We start from the raw sequence: 15472 nt of genomic DNA on the forward strand, positions 1-15472 counted from the left end.
GCGATGCAAAGCATCGAACCTCAGATGCGCAATTGCGCATCGGGGAATCTCGAGATTCCGGGTTCACGCTTCGCGTGCCCCGCAATGACAAGCTCTACTTCTTATCCCGGAAATACGGCTCGACCGGCCCGTGCACCTTGATGGTCAGCGGATTGCCGTAGCGGTCCTTGGCATTGCCGGCGGTGACCCGCACCCAGCCTTCGCTGATGCAGTACTCCTCGACATTGGTCTTCTCGGTACCCTTGAACCGGATGCCGACATCACGCGAAAGAATCTCCGCGTTGTAGTAAGGGCTGTTCGGATCGACCGAGAGGCGGTCGGGAAATTGGTCGTTGGTGTCGTCGCTCATAGCAGCGCCTCGATTTCCTTCTTCAATCCTTCGGGCCGGGCGGTCGGCGCATGGCGCGCCACGACCTTGCCGGAGCGATCGACCAGGAACTTGGTGAAGTTCCATTTGATCGCCGGCCCGAGCAGGCCCGACTTCTCACGTTTCAGATGCTCGTACAATGGATGCGCAGCTGAGCCATTGACGTCGATCTTGGCGAACATCGGAAACGTCACGGCGTAGTTGGTCTCGCAGAACGCGGCGATCTGTTTGGCATCGCCCGGCTCCTGCGCGCCGAACTGGTTGCAGGGAAAGCCGAGCACGGCAAAGCCGCGTGCTGACAGGCCGGCGTGCAGCTCCTGCAGGCCCTTGTATTGCGGCGTGAACCCGCAGGCGCTCGCCGTGTTCACGATCAGCAGCACCTGCCCCTCGAACCGCTGCAGCGGCACCTCGTCGCCTGTGAGCGACGTGGCGGTGAAATCGTAGACGGTTGCCATTTTAAATCACCGGATCGATTGGCGACGACGGCGCGCCGCCGGCTTCCACCGCTTCACCCGCGGCAAGACAGAGATCCTCGCGGTAGCGGCCAGCGACCAGTTGCACACCAACCGGAATCCGCCCGACGAGGCCGGTGGAGACGACGAGCCCGGGAAGCCCCATGAAGGGGATCGCAATCTGCGGCAGCTGCGCGTGCCACACCCGCGCGAACGACGCCTCGTCCTTGCGGTCGAGATGATCGGGGAACGGCAGCTCGCCGGAGACCGGCATCAGCAGCACCGGATATTTGTCGAGGAAGGCAAACCATTCGCGGGTCAAGGTCGCGCGGCGGGTCAGCGCCTGCGACAGGTCGAACGGATGCACTTTTGAGCGGACGCCGCGCAGGCAGGCCAGCGCGCCGGGATCGCCCTCGCGTTCTGCGAACGCGAGCTGCGCCTCGTAACCGTCGCCGAGCCAGAGCCGGGTCTGGATCTCGGCTGCCTCGCGCAACGACGGTGTGTCGGCGATCTCCTCGACAATCCAGCCGGCGTCGCGCAAGCGCTTGCCGGCGTCCGCCACCGCGGCGACCACTTCCGGCACCGGGTTGAGGCCATCGGGATTGAGGCACATCGCAACGCGCTTCTCGCGCGGCGGTCCATCGAGCGGCACCGGCGCGTACCAGGGATCGCGATAGTCCGGCGCCGACATCGCGGCGAGCGAGATGCGCAGATCGTTGACGGTGCGCGCCAGCGGGCCCGACACCGCGCTGATCTGCGGGCCGATCGGACGTTCCGGCACTGCCGCATTGAAGGCGGGGATGCGGCCCATGCTCGGCCGCAGGCCGTGCACGCCGCAGGCATAGGCCGGATAGCGGACCGAGCCCGCGATATCGGTGCCATGCGCAATGTGGCCGATGCCGGCGGCGACCGCGGAGCCCGCGCCGCCCGACGAGCCGCCCGGCGTGATGCCGGGATCGCGCGGGTTCTTGGTGTCGCCGTGAATGAGATTGGTGGTGAACCAGCGATAGGAGACCGCCGGACAATTGGTGCGCCCGAGCAGCACCGCGCCAGCCTTGCGCAGATTGGCGACCACGGGATTATCGACCTTGGCGATCAGGTCGCGCTGCGCCTTCAGCCCGTTGGTGGTGGCGTAGCCCTCCTGGTCGACATTGACCTTGATGGTAACAGGCACGCCGGCAAGCGGCCCGACCGCCTCACCGCGCGCAATTGCCGCATCGATCTTGGCGGCCTGCGCCAGCACGTCGTCCGGCCGGTGATCGACCACCGCGTTGATCTTGGGGTTGACCGCGTCGAGCCGGGCGAGCCCGGCCTCGGCCGCTTCTTTCGCTGACACCTTCTTGGATTTGATGAGGGAGGCGAGTTCAGCCGCCGACAGACGCCAAATATCCTGCATGAGACACTCCGTATGACGCAGGCGTTTTAGCGCCGCACGCAAGCCAAGGCCAGCGGCCCGCCGCCTGATGTTTCAGCGGACATGCGCGATGTAATAGGCAAGGTCGCCGATCTGCTCCTTGGTGACCGTCTGCATCACGTCCGCCATGGTGGCGTCGTAGCCGTGGCGGCTGTTGTCCTTGTATTCGGCCAGCGTCTTGGCGAGGTAGTCCTCGCGCTGGTTGGCGATCCGGGGGACATTGTCCTTGCCCGAAAAATCGGTGTTGTGGCAGCTGTTGCAGCGGTTCTGCTGCGCCAGCGCCTGCCCGCGCGCCATCCGCGCCGGATCGCCGGCATCAGCGGGCGGCACAGGCTTCGGCAAGGTGGCGATGAAATCCGAGAAGATGCGCAGATCGTCGTCGGTCATCGACTTCGCCATCTCGTTCATCGGGTCGAATATCCTGAGCTTCTCGCGGAACATGAAGAGCTGGATCAGCGCATAGGGCGCCTGCTGGCCGCCGAGCGAAGGCGTGTTCTCGGTTTCCGACGTGCCATGCTCGCCATGGCAGGCAAAGCACGCGACGGTGCGCTCCTGGATGGTCTCGGCGTTTGCGGAGAAGCTGAGAGCGGCCAGCGCCAGGACTGCGATGATTGTTTTGTGCATTGGCCTCTCCTGGCATGTAGCGTCATTGCGAGGAGCGAAGGGACGAAGCAATCCATATCGCCGCAAGGGGCAGACTGGATTGCTTCGCTTCGCTCGCAATGACGGTGACTGAGCTACATCAGCTTACTGGTTGGCGACCTTCGGCTTGCCGTAGCTGATGCGATAGACCGCGCCGTTCCAGTCGTCGGAGACGAGCAGCGAGCCGTCCTTCAGCAGCATCACGTCGACCGGACGGCCGACATACTTGTTGTCCTCGAGGAAGCCGGTCATGAACGGCTCGACCGACTTCACGGTGCCGTCCTTGTTCAGCTTGACGACGACGACGTCACCGCCCTGCTTCTGCGACTTGTTCCAGGAGCCGTGACGCGCGACGAAGATCGCGTTCTTGTAGGCCTTCGGGAACTGGCTTCCGGTGTAGAAGCGCATGCCGAGCGAGGCGGTATGCGGACCCATCAGGCCGACCGGCGCGGTGTAGTCCTTGCAGTTCTTGCCCCAGCCGAGCTCCTGGTCGATGATGTTGCCCTGGTAGCAGTAAGGCGCGCCGAAATCCTCGCCCGCCTTGGTGACGCGGTTGAGCTCGTCTTCCGGCACGGTCTCCGACAGCCAGTCGCGGCCGTTGTCGGTGAAGTACATCTGCTTGGTCTCGGGATTCCAGTCGAAGCCGACCGAGTTGCGCACGCCGAGCGCGTAGACCTCGGCGCCGGAGCCGTCGAGATTCATGCGGCGGATCTGGCCATGGTCGGCGTCGTGCAGCACGTTGTTGCCGGGCTGGCCGACCGGGACATAGAGCTTGTTGTCGGGACCGACGGCGATGAACTTCCAGCCATGCGCCTCGTCCTTCGGCAGCTTGTCGTAGATGACGGTCGGCTTCGGCGGGTTGTCCAGATTGTCCTCGATCTTGTCGATCTTGGAGACCTTCGAGAGCTCGGCGATGTAGAGCGTGCCATCCTTGAAGGCGACGCCGTTCGGACGGTAGAGGCCGGAGGCGATCACCTTGACCGAGCGTTTGCCGTCCTTGTTGACGATCGCATAGACCTTGTCAACAAGCCGGCTGCCGACGAACACGGTGCCCTTGTCGCCGAGCGCCAACGAACGCGCATTGGCCATGCCGGCGGCATAGACCTCGACATTGAAGCCGGCCGGCACCTTGAGCTTGGCGAGCGGCAGCTTGTCGGGCGCGGACGGCAGCGGCGGCGGCGCCACCGGCGCGAGCTTGGCGGCGGCTTCATTGTCCGGACGCCCGATCATGGGCGAGCCCGGCGGCAGCGGCTGGGCGGCCGGCGCGGCATCTGCGGCGGGCGCGGCCGCCGGCTGTTGCGCCGCAGCGGAGAGCGTGAACGCCCCCAGCATGGCCCCCGCGAGCAGCAGGCTGCGCGGTGCGAACGAGTGTTTTTTCATGATGGTCTCCCCTGGGTGGAAGCCGTTGTTGACTGCGCCATTAACGTCGACCGGCGCTATTCGGCTTTCCGTTCATAGTCTTGCGAATTTGTCCGGACAATTGCAATCGGAAACATGCTGACATCGGCCAACGCATGGTTGTGGCCACGCGATCGTGTCGGTGTGCCTCGGTGTCGGTGTCTCTCAGTGCCTTGTCATCGAATGATCAGGGCGATCGAGAATGGCCTCCGTGAACGGAAACTCCAGCACGATCTCGCCCTCGTCGTCGGTCACCTCGATCACCGCGCTGAGCAGCGCGCCGTCGGCACCCTCGGTCTTGAGCAGTTCGCGAATCATCGCCCGCGCCATCTCCCATGCACGATCCGGATCCCGCAGGATTTCACCATCGGGATCGGAGATCAGCTCGTCGCCGATACGGGTGTTGAAGAAATAGCGTGGCATCGGCAGAACTCGGCTCGGTTAGTCGCTTCCCGTCACGGGGAAGCACAGAATCGTCATCAGGACCTTCGGAGGATCGAATGGCCCCTGTCTCATAGTCCAAGATCACCATTCACCGTGTGGCGAACAACAGGAAAAAGGTCTGATCCCACCGGGTTTTGACGGGAAATGCGCGCACAAATTTGTGAGCGGGTCGGATTTGCTTCCCGCAGTGCAGCATGCGCTTCCGCAGGGCCGCTTGCGAAAAATTTAAGTGGCGAACTTTTCGAACCGCAGTAGTTTAACCTCCAGGGCGGAAAGTTCGTCCGGTTGCAACAAGGAGAGCCTAATGGCCTGGAAAGCACCGAAGATCGTCGAAGTGTCGGTCGGCATGGAAATCAACATGTATATGTGCGCCACCCGCAAGTAAGCGGCAGCGCCCTATACACGTTTAGCGTTTTAGCGCAGGTGGACATCCGGGCGTAACGCGCTCCCGAGCATGGGGGTGTGTTCCAAGCCGGGGTCCACCTCGTAACGTTTCTGGGTCCAGGTTGTTGGGCCGAGTTGATGGGTCCGAGTTAACGTCTCCAGGGGACGGATCATGCTTCGTGTCGTCGTCCTGGGTGCCGCGGCGGGTGGCGGCGTTCCGCAGTGGAACTGCGGCTGTGCCGTCTGCAGGACGGCGCGAAGCGACCATCCCGAATTGCAGAGCACGCAGGCCTCGATTGCCGTCAGCGGCGATGGCGCGCACTGGTTCCTGGTCAACGCTTCCCCGGATCTGCGTCAGCAGCTGATCGCGACGCCGCAGCTACATCCGAAGCACGGCGCCCTGCGCCACAGCCCGATCGCGGGCGTCATCCTCACCAATAGCGAGATTGATGCCGTCGCCGGGCTGTTGTCGATGCGCGAAGGCTCGCCGTTCGCGATCTACGCCCATGAGCGGGTGCTGGCGATCCTGCGCGCGAACAGCATCTTCAACGTGCTGAGCGAAAAGAACGTCGCCCGCCGGCCGATCGCGGTCGACCAGGCCTTCGAGCCGGCCCTGCCCGACGGATCGCCGTCCGGGCTCGAGGTGCTGCCGTTCGAGGTTCCCGGCAAGGGCGCCTGGTATCTCGAGGGCAAGGCGCATCCGGCGGGTGCCGACGGCGTCGGCGATACGCTGGGCCTGCGTATTGCGGACAAGCGCAGCGGCAAATACTTCTACTTCCTGGCCGCCTGCGCCCGGGTGACCGACGACCTGAAGTCACGGCTCAAGGGCGCGCCGCTGGTGTTCTTCGACGGCACGGTGTGGCGCGACGACGAGCTGATCGCGGCGGGCCTTGGCAACAAGACCGGCCAGGGCATGGGACATATCGCGATGTCGGGCGATCAGGGTGCGATCGCGAGCCTCGCCGGGCTCGACATCGGACGAAAAGTGTTTTTGCATATCAACAACTCCAACCCGGCGCTGCTTGGGACCTCGGCCGAACGCAAGACGGCCGAACAGGCGGGTTGGCAGATTCCCGCCGACGGAACGGAGATCGTGCTGTGAATGTCGTGCCTAGCTCTGGAATGACCGCGCTCTCGATCGGCAAGGGCATCACGCTCGATAGCGCCGAGGCGATGGAATCTGTGCTGCGCACGATCGGCGCAACGCGCTATCACAGCCTGCACCCGTTCCACCGTCTGCTGCACGGCGGCAAGCTCAACAAGGGCCAGGTCCAGGCCTGGGCACTGAACCGTTACTACTACCAGAGCACGATCCCGCTGAAGGACGCGATGGTGATGACACGCTTCCGCGACCGCATGACGCGGGTCGAGTGGCGACACCGCATCGAGGACCATGACGGCGATCTCGGCAATGAAGGCGGCATCGAGCGCTGGCTGAAGCTGACCGAAGGCCTCGGCCTCGACACCGCCTATGTCGAGTCCACCGAAGGCATCCTGCCGGCGACGCGCTTTGCCGTGGAAGCCTATGTGCATTTCTGCCGCGACCGCACGCCGCTGGAGGCGATCGCCTCCTCGCTCACCGAATTGTTCGCGCCGAACCTGCACGAGGAGCGCATCTCGGGGATGCTGAAGCATTACGACTTCGTCAATCCCGACATCATGAGTTATTTCAGCCGCCGCCTGACCCAGGCGCCGCGCGACGCCGGCTTCGCGCTCGACTACGTCAAGCAGCATGCCAGGACGCCCGCCGAGCGCGAGGCGGTCTGCAATGCGCTGATCTTCAAGACCAACGTGCTGTGGGTGCAGCTCGACGCGCTTTATCACGCCTATGTCGAGGGCCATATTCCGCCCGGCGCCTTCGTGCCGAAGACGAGCTAGAGCATGATCCGGAAAAGTGGGAACCGGTTTTCCGAAAGATCATGCTCAAATAAAGAGACGTAACATGGCCAGCCGCAACATCAGCGTCAGCGAGACCAGCCGGCCGAAACTGCCGCGCCATACCAAGCTGAAATTCGACGAGACGCGGCAGGTCTGGGTGATCCTGGCGCCGGAGCGCGTGCTGGCGCCCGATGAAATCGCGGTCGAGGTGCTGCAGCTCTGCGACGGCGTGCGCAGTGTCGCCCAGATGGTGGACCAGCTCGCGGAAAAATACGCCGCGCCGCGCGAGGCGATCGCGACCGACGTGATCGCGATGTTGCAGGATCTGGCCGACAAGGGCTTTCTCACCGAAGCGCGCGAGAGCACAGCATGAGTGATACGCTCGCCGGTAACAAGACAACGACAGCAGGCCCGACCGACGGGCTCGCGGTGCTCGAGCAAACGCGCTCGGCGGCCGAGACCTACGGCATCCCGCTCGCGGTGCTGCTCGAGATCACCCACCGCTGTCCGTTGCAATGCCCGTATTGCTCGAATCCGGTCGAGCTCGACCGTGGCTCGACCGAGCTCACCACCGAGGAATGGAAGAAGGTGCTGAGCGAGCTTGCCGAGCTCGGTGTGCTGCAGATCCATTTCTCCGGCGGCGAGCCGACCGCGCGCAAGGACATCGTCGAGCTGGTGCGGCACGCGACCGATGTCGGGCTGTATTCCAACCTGATCACCTCGGCGGTGCTGCTGACCAGGGACAAGCTGTCGGCGCTGGCCGATGCCGGCCTCAGCCATGTGCAGATCAGCTTCCAGGGCAATGAACCCATGGTTGCCGATCGCGTTGCGGGCCTCAAGGACGCGCACCGCAAGAAGCTCGAAGTCGCGAAATGGACGCGCGAGCTTGACATGCCGCTCACGGTGAATGCGGTGATGCACCGGCAGAACCTGCATCAGCTCTCCGACATCATCCAGATGGCGGTCGACCTCGACGCCGACCGGCTCGAAGTCGCCAACGTGCAGTATTACGGCTGGGCGCTGAAGAACCGCGCCGCGCTGATGCCGACGATCGCGCAGATCGAGGAGACCAGCCGGATCGTCGAGGAAGCGCAAGTGCGCCTGAAGGGCACGCTCGCGATCGACTACGTGGTGCCGGACTACTACGCGCTGCGGCCGAAGAAATGCATGGGCGGCTGGGGCCGCCAGTTCTTCAACATCTCGCCGGCCGGCAAGGTGCTGCCGTGCCATGCCGCCGAGAGCATCACGGGGCTCGAATTCGAGTCGGTGCGCTCGAACCATTCGATCGCCTGGATCTGGCAGAACTCGGAGGCCTTCAACCGCTATCGCGGCACGGGCTGGATGCCGGAGCCCTGCAAGAGCTGCGAGTTCCGCGAGATCGACTACGGCGGCTGTCGCTGCCAGGCGTTTGCGCTGACCGGCGATGCCGGCAACACCGACCCGGCCTGCGCGCTGTCGCCGCGGCATGAGGAGATTTTCAAGCAGGCCGAGCGGGAATCCGCCGGCACGCAGAACCGCTTCCTCTACCGCAACTTCGCCGGCGGCACGCTGGAGACGGACGAACCCCAGGACAAACCTCATGGCGCCTGATGCCGATGCCGGCAAGGCTGCCAGGCGCGCCGATCCGTTTGCTCCGCTGACGTCGGAATGGCTCGATGTGGGCGACGGCCACGACCTCCATGTCGAGAGCGTCGGACGCGAAGGCGGCATCCCCGCGGTCTATCTGCATGGTGGCCCGGGCAGCGGCTGCCAGCCGGATCATCGCCGGCTGTTCGATCCCGAGCGCTTTCACGCCGTGCTGTTCGACCAGCGCGGCTGCGGCCGCAGCCGGCCGAAGGGCAGCCGCGACCACAACACGACGCAGCATTTGATCGCCGACATGGAGAAGATCCGCGAACGCTTCGGCTTCGCGCGCTGGATGGTGGTCGGCGGCTCCTGGGGCGCGACGCTGGCGCTGGCCTATGCGCAGGCGCATCCCGAGCGGGTCAGCGGGCTCGCACTGCGCGCGACGTTTCTCGGCACCAGCGAAGAGCTGGAAGACGTTTTCCAGCGCGCTTTGCCGCGCTTCTATCCCGGCCTCTCCGAGGACTTCCTCAACTTCCTGCCCGAGAACGAGCGTGCGGCGCCGCTTGCGGCCTATTACCGCCGCATCCTCGATCCTGATATGGCCGTGCATGCGCCGGCCGCACGCGCCTGGCACGACACCGAACGCACGCTGTCGGAGCACACGCCGAAGCAGACGCGGCTCGACCTGACGAAGACAGCAGGCGCCCTGCCCTCGACGCCGTTCATGGAGGCCCATTACTTCGCCAACAATTGCTTCATGCGGCCCAACCAGCTGATTGATGAGGCCGGCAAGCTCGCCGGCATTCCCGGCATCCTGGTGCAGGGCCGCTACGATCTGCTGTGCCCGCCCGCGACCTCGCACGCGCTCGCCGCGCGCTGGCCGGGCAGCGAGGTCCGCATCATCGATGGCGCCGGCCACATCCTCTACGATCCCGGCATCCGCAACGCGGTGATGAAGGCGATCGCGGATCTCGCGGCAAAACAATGATCAGGGCGCGTACTCATAAACTGGAGCGCCCGCAAGGCGGGCTAATCGGACTGTGAAGACGACAGGAGTTCAACCTGTCCGTCCGGGGTCTTTTGGATTTGTCGTACAAGGTCGTTTGCCGCTTCGTCTGTCCAATCAGGATTAAAGATGTGAAGATGCCCGCCGAATAATCGGTATGGCCTTCCTCGTGCCGGCGACGCATCGCAGCCGCGCGCTCTCGATCGAATGGCGGCGCTCAATCCTCCGATGAGCTCGGCTTGATGCTACCGACGACCATGTCGCGCAGGGCCTTTCGCAGCACGGCGACATTTTTCGCCCCGTTCAGCTGCTCGAACTCCCGCTGGGCACGCTGCCAAAGCGGAGCGGCCTTGTCGTGAAGACGGCGGCCGGCATCAGTCAGCTCGATGAGGCGGCTTCGTCCATCGGTGGGCGAGGACCGGATCCGAACGAGGCCGTCACGTTCCAGGAAGCCGACCATCTTGCCCATGGCGGTCCGTTCGATGTCGAGCTGCTCGGCGAGCGCGTTGACGGCGGCGCTGCCGAGTTCGTTCAGCGCCGCCAGGGTGAGGAACTGCGTGATGCGCAGGCCAAACGGTTCGAGGTGAGCGTCATAGAAGCGCGAGATCTGCCGGTTGGCCTTCCTCATGGCGGCGCAGTTGCATTGATCGACTCCCAGAGGCTTGTTCACGGCAACACTCCTTGTTGTTCTCGTTTCCATCGCGGCCCGCGCCGCGAATACAGGCGCGGCGCGGGCGCAGCCGATGCTCTCAAAACCCTTGCGGCGGGGTGATGTAGCCGGGCTCCTCGGCCGCAAGCGTGCTCTTCAGCACCGCCGTTCCTTTGTCGGCCATCACCTCGCTCTTGCCGGCGGCGAGGGCGTCGTAGGTCTGGCGCACCACGTCCTCGGGGCTCGCCTTCGGCACGTCAATGCCGTTGGTCAGGTCGGTGTCCACGAACCCGACATGCAGGCCGAGAACCTGAACGCCGCGTTCGCGCAGATGAAAGCGAAGCTGGTTGGTGTAGCTCCAGGCCGCCGCCTTTGACGCGGCATAGGGCGTCAAGATCGGCCGCGGCAGCCACACGATGTCTGAGAGCACGTTGACGATGGCGGCGTTCGGCTTCGTCGACAGGATCGGTTCGAAGGCCTGCGTGACGCGCACGACGCCATAATAGTTGGTATCGAACATGCGGGCGGATTGCGCCACGACGTCGGTCGACAGCGGCCCGTCGATCAGAGCAGCAACTCCGGCGTTGTTGATCAGTACCGTCGTATCGGCCGCCAACTTGGCGGCAGCCGAGATTGAGGTCGGATCGGTGACGTCGATCTTGACCGGGATGATGCCGGGCTCGTTGAAGCCGTCTGTCTTGCGCATGCCCGCATAGACTTTCGCGGCACCGCGGCGACGTGCCTCACGTGCAAAGGCTAGGCCCAGGCCGCGATTGGCTCCAGTGATGAAGACGGTTGCGTTCTTGATATCCATGACAGTCTACCTTTCCAATTTCGTCAAAGGCTGTTCGCGCTGCTAGCCTCTTTGGTTTAGATAACGAGAGTTTCCGGCAGTTGCTTCGACAGCCGCTCGCGCAGGCCGGCGGCAAGGGACAGCACTGCGCCAAGCGGACTCATCCGCACACTGACGCGCGGTACCGATCCGTCGGGATTGTGCTCGACGATCACGGCTGCGCTCAGCTTCTCTCCGCTGGTAAGCGTGGCTTCGTATTCGAGAACAAGCCGCGAGCCGACATCCTGCACGAAGGTCGGTGTTTGCGACACGGAGAAGGTGCCGACGGCATCGACGACGCGTCGGATGGCGTCGCGTCCCGTGACGGGACCGCGCAGGACGGAGCTGAGCAGCTGCGCGTCAGCAGTCAGATCGTCCAGAAACGGATGGCGCTCGGTTTGGGGATGGGACATTTCTCAAACTCATGCTGGCTTTGGTCATGTTCAGGCGAACACGGCGCGGTTCTGCGCGATAAACTGCTGGATCGAGAGCGGTGGTGTTCCCGTGATCTTCTCGACGGCATCGTTGGTGCCCGAGAAAATGCCGTCGCGATAATTCTTGGCGACTTCGACCAAGTGCTGTACCAGGAACGGAGGGAACTTGTAGAGCTTCTCCATCTTGTCCTTGAACACCTCGATCGAGGTCGGCGCGTAGTCGATCCTGGCGGCGAGCACTTCGCTCATCTCGGCGGCGATTTCGGTGTGGTTCATCTCCACAGGTCCGTGCAGCGGATAGATCTTGCCCTCATGGCCTTGCGGCTTGGCTAGGAGGTGGGCAATGACGCGCCCCTGATCGTCGCTGGCGATCGGCGCGTGGCGGCCGTTCTCAAACGGAAATTCGATCTTCTTTTTCGCCCAGATTTCTTTTCCGAAATGCGGGTAAACCAGCCAATCGGCAAAAAACGTCGGGCGAAGATGCGTTGTCGCAACGCCTGACCAGTCGAACACTCGTTCTGAAACCCAATGATCCTGCGCCGCGTGGCTCGCCGATTCCCGGCGCGCCGAAATCTGCGACATGTTGACGATCGCGCTGACGCCGGCCTCTCTCGCTGCCTGGGCAAAATAGGCGGCCGCGCTGATGATTCCCGGTGCGATCGGATGGAGGAAATAGGCGGACTGGATGCCCTCCATGGCCGCGCGAATAGCGTCGATGTCCGTGAAATCGCCGACGGAGATATCAACGCCGCGCTGCCTCAGCGCTGCCGCACGCTCGCCATCCGAGCGCACGTAGGCGCGCACCTTCTTGCCCATTTTGAGCAATTCGTCGACGGCCGCACCCCCGGTCCGCCCAGTCGCACCGCTGACCAGAATAGTTGCTTCGCTCATGACGACGCTCCTTTGTCCATTTGAGAGCATATGCTCTTACATAGGCTAAGATAGGTGCATATACTCCTAAGTCAAGTCGCTTGTTTCGGCAGCGGGCGTGGGGCCGTTCACATCGCCGTGTCGTTCACAGGCTCAATGACGGCCCTGCCGGGAGAGCCGTCAGATGTCGGAATTCGTCCGGGCATGACGCGCCGGGCGGCCTCTATGCGCGCGACAGGCGACTTTGCGCTATCTCGACCGAGTACTGCCGCAACCCGTCAAGTTGCCATGCTGAACACACCGGCAACCGACCGCTACTTTGCATGGGGTTGTTTTCGATATTTTGGCAGTGCTCTTCAAACCAAATTCAGGTCCTTCGGCTTGATGCCGGTGAAGATGCGCTCGAGGCTGGCCTGCTGCAGGCCGTAGACATGCTGGATCAGGCCGGCGAAGAACGCCTTGTAGTCGGTCAGAACCGGAAAATCGCGGTTCTGGAACAGCGTCGCCTGTGCGACCTGGACCTGCTCGCCGGCCATGCGGCCGCCATTGATGCCGCCGCCCATCACCCAGTAGACGCTGCCATGGCCGTGATCGGTGCCGCGGTCGCCGTTCTCGCGGAAGGTGCGGCCGAACTCGGAGATCACGACCACGACGGTGTCGCGCCACATCGCCGGGCCGATCTCTTCCGAGAAGCCGGCGAGGCCCCTGCCCAGTTCGCCGAGACGGTCGGCGAGATAGCCGGTCGCCGCGCCCTGGTTGACGTGGGTGTCCCAGCCGCCGACGTCGACGAAGCCGAGGTTGAACTGCTCGCGCATCAGGCGGCCGATCCGCCGCGCCGACAGCTCGAAGCCGCGCGGCGACACGGCGCCGCGGTTGGCCGCCATCATCTCCTCGGAGACCGATTTGTAGACGTCGTCGCGGACCCGAAAGCCTTCCGAAACCGAATTGGCAAGATCGCCCTTCGCATACATCTCCCTGATCAGCCGCGCCTGGCGGTCGTCGACACCCGGCTTGCTGACGCTGGCGATGCCGATGTTCGGGATCTGGTTCTGGCCACGGAAGATCAGCGGCAATTGGTCGGTGAAGGAGATCGGCTTCACCCGCGTCAGCTCGGTCGCGAGCCGACTCATGAAGCCGGATCGGTAGTCGCGGCTGCCGCCGACCGCCTGCCCGAGCTCGATCGTGTCCTGGGTCTCGAAATGGCTGCGCGAGAGATCGTCGCTGGTGCCGGCAAACGGGACGAACGCGATCTCGCGCTTGGCCCACAGCGGATAGATCGAGTCGCGCAGCGCCGGATGCAATCCCCATCCAGCGTCGAGCGCCAGCGCCGCATTCGGATTGCCGGCATCGGGCCGGGCGACCGCAAGCGTCGGGCGCGAAGCGTAGTAGAATTCGCTGCCGACGGGCACCACCACATTGGCGGCGTCGTAGGCGCCGCGCAGGAACACCACGAGCAGGCGCGCGTCGGTCGCGGGCGCGGCCCAGACCCGGCCGGCAAGGGTGAGCGAAGCGGAAGCGGCGAAGGCCTTGATCAGTTCGCGGCGGTTCATTGCCGAACCTCCCTTTCAGTGCATGAACTCGGGTGACGACAGAAACAGCGTATTCCAGTCCTGCGGCGAGACGGCCTGGTCGAGCGCGGCGAGCGTGGTCGGGCTCAGCGTCTGCCTGATGTTGCTGAAGTAGAGCCCGTTCATCACCAGCGGGAACGCCGGCTGGTCGACGGCGTTGGGCTCGTTCGGCTTGAACAGGCCGGCCGATCCCGAGCCGATCGCGCGCGCGATCTCGAAACGCAGCATCATCTGCCCGGGACCGTTCCAGGCCGCCGACAGCATCGAATAGCCGTCGGGCGTCTCGTGATTGAACAGGCCCTCGGACAGGCGGTTGAGCCAGCCCTGGATCGGCAGCGTGTTGAGGACGACCTTGCTGTCGTAGGCGAGCCGCACCGACGACATCACATAGAGCATCGGGTCCTTGAACTTGGCGCCGCCCTTCAGGCTCGCGGCAAACTCCGGCGCATGAACCAGCGTCGACATCACGGCGGCGATATCGCCGTCGGTCTTCTGGAAGGTCTGCGCCATCTGCTGCACCAGCGCGGCCGGCGGATTGTCCGATACAAAATAGGTCGCGAGCTGCTTTGCGACGTGCGTGGCGGTCGCGGGATGACGGCACAGGATGTCGAGGGCCTCATCGACCTCGGCAAGACCGCGGCCCTTGATCTGATGGCCGAGGAAGGTCTTGTCGCCGAAATCGTGGCGCGCCGGATTGAACTCGAAGGCGCCCTCGCGGACCAGCTGGGATTGCTGCTCGGGCTTCAGCTTCGGGTCCTCCGACTTGAAGTCGATGCCGACGCCGGTGAGGATCCGCGCCAGCGCCTCGACATCGGCCTGGGTATAGCCGGCGCCGACGCCCATGGTGTGCAGCTCCATGATCTCGCGTGCGTAGTTCTCGTTGAGGTGGCCGGCCGCGTTATCGGCATTGTCGAGATAGCGCAGCATCACGGGATGATGCAGCGTCGCCGACAGCAGGTTGCGGAACTTGCCGAGCGCATTGGCGCGGATCGCGCGATCCTCGTAGTCGCCGACCAGCACGCGGATGTTGGCCTTGTACTGGTGGACATTGAAGTGGTTGAACCAGAACCAGGTCATGCGTTCACGCAATTGATCCGGCGCGTAGAGCGCGTGCAGGATGGTGCGGGCCGCGGCCTGCCTGGCGCGGTCGTTCATGGCCTGCTGATAGACCTGTTGTGCCGCCTTGCGCTGCTCCGGATCGGCGACCTGGTTGGCGGATTTGCCCTGCTGGTCGAACGAGGCCGCAATATCGAACGGGAAGCGATGCACGTCCGGCATCGCCTCGATCTGCTTTTGGACGGCGGCCGGCAATGCGGTGTTGGCCGGATGCAGTTGCTCCTGCAGCCAGCGTTCGGTGCCGATCTCGCGCAGATGCGCCGCGCTCGAGGCGCTGACGCCCCAGGTCAGGCGGTCGAGCAGCGCGATGTCCTGCGCTGCGAGTTCGGCCGCCCGCGCCGGCTGGTGGAACGCCACCAGCCCCGCGATAGTACCGATCATCAGTTTCGCGGCTGTCCGCGATCCGAGTGTGGCCGTGATGCTCATGAAGGCTGACCTGCCCGGCTCATGGT

18 protein-coding genes are annotated in these 15472 nt (G+C 64.1%); 6 read left to right on the forward strand and 12 right to left on the reverse strand.

Features of this window, described 5'->3' with window-relative positions; all coding sequences use genetic code 11:
• Positions 1-94 precede the first annotated feature (94 nt).
• The 6 genes from AAFG13_RS15255 to AAFG13_RS15280 form a co-directional block, all read right to left on the reverse strand.
• Entirely contained in the window at positions 95-349 is a 255-nt protein-coding gene (locus AAFG13_RS15255) for a DUF3297 family protein (RefSeq protein ID WP_212310658.1), read from the reverse strand.
• Complete coding sequence (locus tag AAFG13_RS15260; protein WP_342712502.1) at positions 346-822, reverse strand: glutathione peroxidase; 477 nt, start codon at positions 820-822, stop codon at positions 346-348. Before AAFG13_RS15260 ends, AAFG13_RS15255 begins: the two co-directional genes overlap by 4 nt.
• A 1-nt stretch (position 823) precedes the next feature.
• Complete coding sequence (locus AAFG13_RS15265) at positions 824-2215, reverse strand: amidase family protein (protein ID WP_342712503.1); 1392 nt, start codon at positions 2213-2215, stop codon at positions 824-826.
• A gap of 72 nt (positions 2216-2287) precedes the next feature.
• On the reverse strand, positions 2288-2857 hold the full coding sequence (locus AAFG13_RS15270; RefSeq protein ID WP_342712504.1) for a c-type cytochrome: 570 nt from the start codon (positions 2855-2857) through the stop codon (positions 2288-2290).
• 123 nt (positions 2858-2980) lie between these two features.
• On the reverse strand, positions 2981-4255 hold the full coding sequence (locus tag AAFG13_RS15275) for a PQQ-dependent sugar dehydrogenase (protein WP_342712505.1): 1275 nt from the start codon (positions 4253-4255) through the stop codon (positions 2981-2983).
• Between the two features lie 183 nt (positions 4256-4438).
• Positions 4439-4696 (reverse strand): hypothetical protein, encoded by a 258-nt coding sequence (locus AAFG13_RS15280; RefSeq protein ID WP_021080047.1) that lies wholly within the window; start codon positions 4694-4696, stop codon positions 4439-4441.
• Positions 4697-5021: 325 nt separating this feature from the next.
• On the opposite strand from AAFG13_RS15280, the gene pqqA reads away from it, so the two are divergent.
• The 6 genes from pqqA (at position 5022) to pip (ending at position 9533) form a co-directional block, all read left to right on the forward strand.
• Positions 5022-5102: a pyrroloquinoline quinone precursor peptide PqqA gene (pqqA, locus tag AAFG13_RS15285; protein ID WP_035635412.1), complete on the forward strand. Its 81-nt coding sequence runs from the start codon at positions 5022-5024 to the stop codon at positions 5100-5102.
• 171 nt (positions 5103-5273) lie between these two features.
• Complete coding sequence (gene pqqB, locus AAFG13_RS15290) at positions 5274-6203, forward strand: pyrroloquinoline quinone biosynthesis protein PqqB (RefSeq protein ID WP_342712506.1); 930 nt, start codon at positions 5274-5276, stop codon at positions 6201-6203.
• Positions 6204-6223: 20 nt separating this feature from the next.
• Positions 6224-6979 carry a pyrroloquinoline-quinone synthase PqqC gene (pqqC, locus tag AAFG13_RS15295; RefSeq protein ID WP_342713339.1) on the forward strand — a complete coding sequence of 252 codons (756 nt, stop codon included), beginning with the start codon at positions 6224-6226 and terminating at the stop codon, positions 6977-6979.
• Positions 6980-7043: 64 nt separating this feature from the next.
• Positions 7044-7352, forward strand: a complete 309-nt coding sequence (pqqD, locus tag AAFG13_RS15300; protein ID WP_212310664.1) for a pyrroloquinoline quinone biosynthesis peptide chaperone PqqD — start codon at positions 7044-7046, stop codon at positions 7350-7352.
• On the forward strand, positions 7349-8569 hold the full coding sequence (gene pqqE / locus AAFG13_RS15305) for a pyrroloquinoline quinone biosynthesis protein PqqE (protein ID WP_212310665.1): 1221 nt from the start codon (positions 7349-7351) through the stop codon (positions 8567-8569). The genes pqqD and pqqE overlap by 4 nt, the downstream gene beginning before the upstream one ends.
• Entirely contained in the window at positions 8559-9533 is a 975-nt protein-coding gene (pip, locus tag AAFG13_RS15310; protein WP_212310666.1) for a prolyl aminopeptidase, read from the forward strand. Before pqqE ends, pip begins: the two co-directional genes overlap by 11 nt.
• A 235-nt stretch (positions 9534-9768) precedes the next feature.
• On the opposite strand, the gene AAFG13_RS15315 is transcribed toward pip, so the two are convergent.
• The 6 genes from AAFG13_RS15315 to AAFG13_RS15340 all read right to left on the reverse strand — a co-directional run bounded on the left by AAFG13_RS15315 (position 9769) and on the right by AAFG13_RS15340 (position 15446).
• Positions 9769-10251 (reverse strand): MarR family transcriptional regulator, encoded by a 483-nt coding sequence (locus tag AAFG13_RS15315; protein WP_212310667.1) that lies wholly within the window; start codon positions 10249-10251, stop codon positions 9769-9771.
• A 49-nt stretch (positions 10252-10300) separates the two neighbouring features.
• Entirely contained in the window at positions 10301-11014 is a 714-nt protein-coding gene (locus AAFG13_RS15320; RefSeq protein ID WP_212310668.1) for an SDR family oxidoreductase, read from the reverse strand.
• A 56-nt stretch (positions 11015-11070) separates the two neighbouring features.
• Positions 11071-11445 (reverse strand): hypothetical protein, encoded by a 375-nt coding sequence (locus AAFG13_RS15325; RefSeq protein WP_342712507.1) that lies wholly within the window; start codon positions 11443-11445, stop codon positions 11071-11073.
• A 30-nt stretch (positions 11446-11475) separates the two neighbouring features.
• The gene (locus AAFG13_RS15330; RefSeq protein ID WP_342712508.1) at positions 11476-12357 is read right to left on the reverse strand and encodes an NmrA family NAD(P)-binding protein; all 882 of its coding nucleotides are present in this window, start codon (positions 12355-12357) and stop codon (positions 11476-11478) included.
• Between the two features lie 335 nt (positions 12358-12692).
• Complete coding sequence (locus AAFG13_RS15335) at positions 12693-13886, reverse strand: DUF1501 domain-containing protein (RefSeq protein WP_342712509.1); 1194 nt, start codon at positions 13884-13886, stop codon at positions 12693-12695.
• 15 nt (positions 13887-13901) lie between these two features.
• The gene (locus AAFG13_RS15340; protein WP_342712510.1) at positions 13902-15446 is read right to left on the reverse strand and encodes a DUF1800 domain-containing protein; all 1545 of its coding nucleotides are present in this window, start codon (positions 15444-15446) and stop codon (positions 13902-13904) included.
• Positions 15447-15472 lie beyond the last annotated feature (26 nt).

It is taken from the genome of Bradyrhizobium sp. B124 (genome assembly GCF_038967635.1).
Taxonomy (GTDB): Bacteria; Pseudomonadota; Alphaproteobacteria; order Rhizobiales; family Xanthobacteraceae; genus Bradyrhizobium.

What these genes read in the sequence shown, in the direction of transcription:
- AAFG13_RS15280 (WP_021080047.1), bottom strand. Translation starts at nt 4,696, where the DNA reads ATGCCACGCTATTTCTTCAACACCCGTATCGGCGACGAGCTGATCTCC.
- pqqE (WP_212310665.1), top strand. Translation starts at nt 7,349, where the DNA reads ATGAGTGATACGCTCGCCGGTAACAAGACAACGACAGCAGGCCCGACC.
- AAFG13_RS15325 (WP_342712507.1), bottom strand. Translation starts at nt 11,445, where the DNA reads ATGTCCCATCCCCAAACCGAGCGCCATCCGTTTCTGGACGATCTGACT.
- AAFG13_RS15255 (WP_212310658.1), bottom strand. Translation starts at nt 349, where the DNA reads ATGAGCGACGACACCAACGACCAATTTCCCGACCGCCTCTCGGTCGAT.
- pqqC (WP_342713339.1), top strand. Translation starts at nt 6,224, where the DNA reads ATGACCGCGCTCTCGATCGGCAAGGGCATCACGCTCGATAGCGCCGAG.
- pqqB (WP_342712506.1), top strand. Translation starts at nt 5,274, where the DNA reads ATGCTTCGTGTCGTCGTCCTGGGTGCCGCGGCGGGTGGCGGCGTTCCG.
- AAFG13_RS15265 (WP_342712503.1), bottom strand. Translation starts at nt 2,215, where the DNA reads ATGCAGGATATTTGGCGTCTGTCGGCGGCTGAACTCGCCTCCCTCATC.
- pqqA (WP_035635412.1), top strand. Translation starts at nt 5,022, where the DNA reads ATGGCCTGGAAAGCACCGAAGATCGTCGAAGTGTCGGTCGGCATGGAA.
- pip (WP_212310666.1), top strand. Translation starts at nt 8,559, where the DNA reads ATGGCGCCTGATGCCGATGCCGGCAAGGCTGCCAGGCGCGCCGATCCG.
- AAFG13_RS15260 (WP_342712502.1), bottom strand. Translation starts at nt 822, where the DNA reads ATGGCAACCGTCTACGATTTCACCGCCACGTCGCTCACAGGCGACGAG.
- pqqD (WP_212310664.1), top strand. Translation starts at nt 7,044, where the DNA reads ATGGCCAGCCGCAACATCAGCGTCAGCGAGACCAGCCGGCCGAAACTG.
- AAFG13_RS15270 (WP_342712504.1), bottom strand. Translation starts at nt 2,857, where the DNA reads ATGCACAAAACAATCATCGCAGTCCTGGCGCTGGCCGCTCTCAGCTTC.
- AAFG13_RS15335 (WP_342712509.1), bottom strand. Translation starts at nt 13,886, where the DNA reads ATGAACCGCCGCGAACTGATCAAGGCCTTCGCCGCTTCCGCTTCGCTC.
- AAFG13_RS15275 (WP_342712505.1), bottom strand. Translation starts at nt 4,255, where the DNA reads ATGAAAAAACACTCGTTCGCACCGCGCAGCCTGCTGCTCGCGGGGGCC.
- AAFG13_RS15340 (WP_342712510.1), bottom strand. Translation starts at nt 15,446, where the DNA reads ATGAGCATCACGGCCACACTCGGATCGCGGACAGCCGCGAAACTGATG.
- AAFG13_RS15330 (WP_342712508.1), bottom strand. Translation starts at nt 12,357, where the DNA reads ATGAGCGAAGCAACTATTCTGGTCAGCGGTGCGACTGGGCGGACCGGG.
- AAFG13_RS15315 (WP_212310667.1), bottom strand. Translation starts at nt 10,251, where the DNA reads ATGGAAACGAGAACAACAAGGAGTGTTGCCGTGAACAAGCCTCTGGGA.
- AAFG13_RS15320 (WP_212310668.1), bottom strand. Translation starts at nt 11,014, where the DNA reads ATGGATATCAAGAACGCAACCGTCTTCATCACTGGAGCCAATCGCGGC.